The 6,091-nt window shown below is 65.9% G+C and carries 8 protein-coding genes; 5 read left to right on the top strand and 3 right to left on the bottom strand.

The features are described from left to right. The first annotated feature begins 81 nt into the window (after positions 1–81). The gene (gene hfq, locus DJ018_RS12485; protein WP_111515271.1) at positions 82–327 is read left to right on the top strand and encodes an RNA chaperone Hfq; all 246 of its coding nucleotides are present in this window, start codon (positions 82–84) and stop codon (positions 325–327) included. Continuing rightward, complete coding sequence (gene hflX / locus DJ018_RS12490) at positions 324–1,652, top strand: GTPase HflX (RefSeq protein WP_111515272.1); 1,329 nt, start codon at positions 324–326, stop codon at positions 1,650–1,652. The genes hfq and hflX overlap by 4 nt, the downstream gene beginning before the upstream one ends. A gap of 48 nt (positions 1,653–1,700) precedes the next feature. Here hflX and mazG read toward each other — a convergent pair whose 3' ends face one another. After that, positions 1,701–2,525 (bottom strand): nucleoside triphosphate pyrophosphohydrolase, encoded by an 825-nt coding sequence (mazG, locus tag DJ018_RS12495; RefSeq protein ID WP_111515273.1) that lies wholly within the window; start codon positions 2,523–2,525, stop codon positions 1,701–1,703. A 98-nt stretch (positions 2,526–2,623) separates the two neighbouring features. After that, positions 2,624–3,112: a hypothetical protein gene (locus DJ018_RS12500; RefSeq protein ID WP_111515274.1), complete on the bottom strand. Its 489-nt coding sequence runs from the start codon at positions 3,110–3,112 to the stop codon at positions 2,624–2,626. Positions 3,113–3,240: 128 nt separating this feature from the next. On the opposite strand from DJ018_RS12500, the gene DJ018_RS12505 reads away from it, so the two are divergent. Together DJ018_RS12505 and DJ018_RS12510 are read left to right on the top strand one after the other, a co-directional pair. Then, complete coding sequence (locus DJ018_RS12505) at positions 3,241–3,981, top strand: DUF2243 domain-containing protein (RefSeq protein WP_240609534.1); 741 nt, start codon at positions 3,241–3,243, stop codon at positions 3,979–3,981. Positions 3,982–4,110: 129 nt separating this feature from the next. Continuing rightward, positions 4,111–4,305 (top strand): hypothetical protein, encoded by a 195-nt coding sequence (locus DJ018_RS12510; protein ID WP_111515276.1) that lies wholly within the window; start codon positions 4,111–4,113, stop codon positions 4,303–4,305. Here DJ018_RS12510 and DJ018_RS12515 read toward each other — a convergent pair. After that, positions 4,302–5,177, bottom strand: coding sequence for an aldo/keto reductase (locus tag DJ018_RS12515; RefSeq protein ID WP_111515277.1), 876 nt, complete (start codon positions 5,175–5,177; stop codon positions 4,302–4,304). The genes DJ018_RS12510 and DJ018_RS12515 overlap by 4 nt on opposite strands. 110 nt (positions 5,178–5,287) lie before the next feature. Between DJ018_RS12515 and DJ018_RS12520 the strand changes: the two genes are divergently transcribed. Continuing rightward, complete coding sequence (locus tag DJ018_RS12520) at positions 5,288–5,572, top strand: hypothetical protein (RefSeq protein ID WP_111515278.1); 285 nt, start codon at positions 5,288–5,290, stop codon at positions 5,570–5,572. The last annotated feature ends 519 nt before the right edge of the window (positions 5,573–6,091 follow it).

The following is a 6,091-nucleotide window of genomic DNA, read 5'->3' on the forward strand; positions in this document are numbered from 1 at the left end:
CGCTGCCAATTGTCGTTCTAGCGTGACTTGCGTGTGTGGGCGGCGCTTGGCCGTCCGATCATAAAAAGAGGCGGAAAGCCGATGAGCGACAAGAAACAGAACCTTCAAGACACCTTTCTCAACAGCGTGCGCAAGTCGAAGACGCCGCTCACCATCTTCCTGGTGAACGGGGTCAAGCTGCAGGGCGTCGTGAGCTGGTTCGACAACTTCTGCGTTCTGCTCCGCAGGGACGGACAGTCGCAGCTTGTCTACAAGCACGCCATTTCCACCATCATGCCGGCTCAGCCCGTCCAGCTGTACGAGCCGGCCGAAGATGAGATCGATTGAGTACTTCCAAAACCACCAAGTTCGTTGATCGTCAGGCGCCCATTCAGGGCGCCATCGTCATCCACCCCGATCGTGAGGGCCGCGGCACGGCGCGTGACGCCGAGGCGCGGCTCGAAGAGGCTGTCGGCCTGGCGCTCGCCCTCGACCTCGAGGTGCGCGAGAGCCTGATTGCGCCTCTGCGCAAGCTCACGCCCGCCACCCTGTTCGGCAAGGGCAAGGTCGAAGAGATCGGCCACCTCGTTCAAGGCATCGAGGCCGACGTGGTCGTCGTCGACGACGCCCTCAGCCCCGTTCAGCAGCGGAACCTCGAGAAGGCCTGGGAAGCCAAGGTCATCGACCGGACAGGCCTGATCCTCGAGATCTTCGCCCGCCGGGCGCGGACCCGCGAGGGCCGGCTGCAGGTCGAACTGGCGCGTCTCTCCTACGAGAAGTCGCGGCTGGTCCGCACCTGGACCCACCTTGAACGGCAGCGCGGCGGCTTCGGCGTCATGGGCGGTCCGGGTGAAACCCAGATCGAAACCGACCGCCGGCTGCTCGCCGAGAAGATCGCTAAGCTCAAGCGCGACCTGGCCGAGGTGCGCCGCACCCGCGACCTCCAGAGGTCGGCCCGCAAACGCGTGCCGTATCCGACGGTGGCTCTGGTCGGCTACACGAACGCCGGCAAGTCCACGCTCTTCAACCGCCTCACCCAGGCGGAAGTGGTGGCCGAGGACATGCTGTTCGCGACCCTCGATCCGACCTTGCGGATGCTGAACCTGCCTGACGGCCGGCCGGCGATCCTGTCGGACACGGTGGGCTTCATCTCCGACCTTCCTCACGAACTGGTCGAGGCGTTCCGCGCCACGCTGGAAGAAGTGCGGGAAGCCGATGTGGTCCTCCACGTTCGCGACATCGCCAGCGAGGAAAGCGACGCCCAGGCCGCCGACGTCCGGCAGGTTCTCGAACGGCTCGACGTCGACATGGACGAGCGCCGGATCATCGAGGTCTGGAACAAGGTCGACCTCCTGTCGGAGGACGATCGTGCCCGGATCGAGGGTGACGCCCGCCGGGCCCATCCGTCGGCCATCCCGCTCTCGGCGGTGACCGGCGACGGTTGCGATCGTCTGCTTTCGACCGTCGGATCGCTTGTGGACGAAGCGCCCCCCGTGGACGTTTTCGCCCCGCCCGGCGACGGCGCGGCGGTGGCCTGGCTCTACCGCAACGGTCGGGTCATCGAGCGGGAAACCGCCGAGGACGGCGCCGTGCGGGTCGCGGTCAGCCTCTCGCCCCAGGCCCTGGGACAGTTCGAACAACTGTTCCCGGCGGCTGAGATCCGGCCCCACTAAGCCCATCAACCCGGTCGCCGGCTTCGTCGGCGGCCGGGCGTTGGACGCTTACGCTGCGTCGCTGGCCTTGTCGGCGGCGCGCGCCTCGTCCCAAAGCGCGTCCATTTCCGCGAGATCCGAATCTTCCGGCGTCTTGCCGCGCTCGGCGAGCTTCTGTTCGATGTACCGGAAGCGCCGGACGAACTTGGCGTTGGTGAAACGCAGGCTGTCTTCGGGATCGACGTCCAGCGTTCGGGCCAGGTTCGCGACCACGAACAACACGTCGCCCATCTCCTGCCGCGCCTTGTCCAGGTCGCCCGCGGCGATCTCCGCCTCCAGTTCGGCGATCTCCTCGTGCACCTTGCTCATCACGTCCTGCACGGTGGGCCATACGAAGCCGACGCGCGCCGCGCGCTTGGACAGCTTCACGGCCCGCGTCAGCGCAGGCAGCCCCACAGGCACGTCATCCAGCAGGCTGGCGGCCCGGCCCTTCTTGGCGCGCTCGGCGGCTTTCAGCGCTTCCCAGCCTTCCTTTTGCGCGTTGAGGTTCTCGTAAGTCTCGTCGCTGAACACGTGCGGGTGTCGGCGGATCATCTTGTCGTTGATCGCGCGCGCCACGTCGTCGAAGGCGAAGGCGCCCTGTTCCTCCGCCATGCGCGCGTGGAACACGACCTGCAGCAGCAGGTCTCCCAGTTCTTCCTTCAGGTCCGACAGGTCGCCCCGCTCGATGGCGTCGGCCACCTCGTACGCTTCCTCCACCGTGTAAGGGGCGATGGTGGCGAAGGTCTGCTCGATATCCCATGGGCAGCCGCCGTTGGGATCCCGCAGGCGGGCCATGATGGCGAGAAGACGATCGATTGGCCGCAGATCGCTCGGCGGGGCAGGCGAGGTCATGTTTTTCCTTGGAAGCGCATAGCGAAACGGCGCGCGGCGATCAGACCGCGCGCCGTCTTTGGACGCAAGTGCCGCGAGCGGCTTAGCTGCTCCGCCGTTTAGCGGCTGGCGAGCTGCGCGCCCTGTCCCAGCCGGTAGGCGAAATAGTCGATCGTGCGATCGGCATCGCCCCAGGTGGAATAAGTGCGCGCCCAGCGCAGGTTCTCATAATCCTTGTAGCGGACCGGCTGCACCGAACCGTCGGCCCGGGTGACCTGGCCTTCGATCGTGGCGCCGCCGGCGCTGATGCTGTGGAAGTACGAAAGGCCAGGCCGGTCGTTCAGCTGCTTCATGGTGGGCTTGCTCGGGAGCGCGTCCACCAGAACCAGATCAACCCGCGCGCCTTCGAACGACGGGTTGCCCGCCACCTTCTTCTCCACTTGGGTGCGCAGGCGTTCGGCCACTTCGCCGACATCCCGCACGCCATAGGTCTTTTCCGCCTTCTTCTGCAGCTCAGGACCGATGGTGACGGTCACTGCGGCGGGCGCTGCCATGGCCGCCGTTCCGCTCAGGAGGAGCGCGGCGGCGGCGAATGCGAACGTACGCATTTGGGGTTCCTCGGGGGTGTACAGTTATAACTTAATATGTGGGGTGGCGGTTGTCACTTCACAAGTGCGGAATGTGGCGGGGGAACAATGACATAGGGGCGTTGTTGTGGCGGCGCAGGAGGGCGCCCATGGTTATGGATCGCACGGGCCGCGGCGGCGGCTGGGCTGGATGGTTGGTCGGCTTTGCGTTCGGCGGCTTTTTCGACGGCATCCTGCTGCACCAGGTGCTGCAGTGGCATCATCTGCTCAGTCTGGTCGGCGGCGACCTGCGGGTTCAGATGGCGGCCGACGGATACTTCCACATCCTGATGTACGTGCTCGCGGTCGTGGGGCTCTGGGGCCTGTTCCGGCCGGGCGGCCGGACCTTGAGCGGCCGACGCCTTCTGGTCGGCATGCTGTTCGGCTTCGCGCTTTGGCAGGCAGTAGACGCGGTGCTGTTCCACTGGGTGCTCGGCATCCACAGGGTGCGGGTTGATCGGCCCGATCCCTTGATGTGGGACCTCGGCTGGCTGACGGTCTTCGGACTGCTCCCGCTTCTGGCGGCCTTGGCCCTGCGTCGGCGTGGGCGAGGCGGCGAGGGCAGGGGATCATCGCCCCAGGTCGCGGCCGCCTTGTTGGTGACCCTTTCCGGCCTCTGGGCTCTGCAGCCGTCGACGCCCTACACGGCTGTCCTGTTCCGGCCCGGAACGCCGGACGCCCAGGTCATGGCCAGTGCGGGCGCCGCCGGCCGCATCGTCTGGACCGATCCCACGGGCGAGCTGGTGGTTGTTCACCGCGCCGCGGCGCCCTGGCGTCTCTATGGCCAAGGCGCGATCCTGGTCAGCGGGTCGGGCCTGCCGGCCGGCTGCTTCAGCCAGGTGCGCGCCTGAACTTGCCTAAAGTGAAGCTAAGTCACGAAACCGTAAAAAGAAAAAAGTTCCGAAAGACCAGATTCCTAATCGAATCTTAATGCTCGTAACCTTCCGTTCGGCGACCCTCAGTCCGTCACGGGAGGGTACATGCGCACGTTCACCTGCTTCACCACGGATCAACGTTACGGGGTCCCGACGCTGTCCTTCATCCTCGCCGCCGATGAGGAGCGGGCGCGCGAGATCGCCCGCCGCGAACTCCTCAGCGCGCGCGAGCACACGGGCATCGAGCTCCACGAAAACGGCCGCTGCATCTTCACTGAGAAGCGCAGCTTCGCCAGCTAGCCGCCGCCGGCCCTCCGACCCTGGGCGTCCAGCGCCCGGAAGTCCTCGTCCGTCAGTTCGAGGCTGGCGGCCGCGACGTTCTCTTCCAGGTGCTTGACCTTCCCGGTCCCCGGGATCGGCAGCATCACCGGGCTGCGCTTCAGCACCCACGCCAACGCTACCTGGCTCGCGCTCGCGCCCGTCCGCTGCGCGATCTCGTCCAGCACCGACCCCGGCCGCGCCAAGTCGCCCGCCGCCAGCGGATACCAGGGGATGAACCCCACCCCATTGGCCTCGCACCAGTCCAGCACCGCCTCGCTCTGCCGGTCCACCAGATTGTATCGATTTTGCACCGTCGCCACAGGGAAGTACCTCTGGGCGGTCTGTATATCGTCGACACCAACCTCACTCAGTCCAACGTGACGGATCAGCCCCTCCTTCCGCATCTGCGCGATCGCATCGAACTGCTCCTCCCGCGGAACCTTCGGGTCGATCCGATGCAGTTGCCAAAGATCGAACCGCTCGAGTTTCAGCCGCCGCAAGCTCATCAGCACGCACTGCCGCAGGTATTCGGGTCGGCCCAGCGGCGGCCAAACGTTCGGCCCGCTTCGCGTCAGCCCGCCCTTGGTCGCCACAACAAGATCGCCATAGGGATGCAGCGCCTCGGCGATCAGCTCCTCCGAGATGTACGGCCCATAGCTGTCCGCCGTGTCGATGAAGTCCACGCCCAGCTCAGGCAGGCGCCTCAATACCCGGAGCGCCTCGTCACGATCGGGTGGCGGCCCCCAAACTCCGGGCCCCGTCACGCGCATCGCCCCGAAGCCAAGCCGGGTCACGTTCATGTCGCCGCCAATGGTGAACCGGCCAGACGGAGCGGCGTGGGGCAGTGGCATGGTGGTTCTCCAGATCACGGGAAGCCCGGCGGAAACCACTGAAGGCAGGCTTTGGCTGCAACTGGATGCGCTGTCGGGGGTTCAGTGGGTCAGTTCACCGGAGGTAACCCATGGCCCAGCCCGTTCAGCTCGAGATCCGCGTCCGCAACGGCGCTTGGATCCTGCAGCGCGACGGCGATGACGTGCGGCCCTACGGTCATGCCGACGAAGCGGTGCATGACGCCGTCCGTCTCGCCCACGACCTGATCCACACCGGCCAACCCGCTGAAGTCCGGTTGGAAGCAGCCGCAGGCAAGCTGATCGAGGTCGACCTGGCCGAACCTGGCCGTGTCGCCGGCGCCGACGGCGGCGAGGAGAGATCGGCTGTCGTGCCGGACCGCTCCCCAAGCGCCTGAGGTCCGCGCCGTTCGGCGGCGCTCCGAACCCAGATATGTGAGAAACTTGCGACAGCGGGCTTGACCCGCCAAAGGGCCATGAGTACACACCGCTCCCTCGCCGGCGGGCAGCGGAGACGCGGTTCGGCGGCGGCGGAGAGAGGCAGAGGTTTCGACCTCCACCTCGATCTGGCTCTACGGAGCGGCCGAAGATTTCGGCCAGGCGGTCTTGCGGTTCGGATCTAGAATCGCATATAAGCCGCGGCCCGCGACACGGCCCTTTGGGTTCGCAGCGGGGCTCTCGCAGAGCAGGCCGGTGATCCGGTCGGTGCTTGAAGTTCGGATTTCGGTCCTTATATCAAGCGCATACCAAACAAGGCGCTCTGATTGAGCGGGGTCGGTTTTCCCCGACCTGGGTCTTTGACATCGTTGGAATGGAAAGAGAAGCGCAGGCGGTGGCGTTCTGGCGATAGGCTTTAAGGTCTATCTCGACGCTGACTGAATGCGGTCTCTTGAAGACACCATGAATATGGCTGTCTG

This window comes from Phenylobacterium deserti, from assembly GCF_003254705.1.
Classification (GTDB): Bacteria; Pseudomonadota; Alphaproteobacteria; order Caulobacterales; family Caulobacteraceae; genus Phenylobacterium; species Phenylobacterium deserti.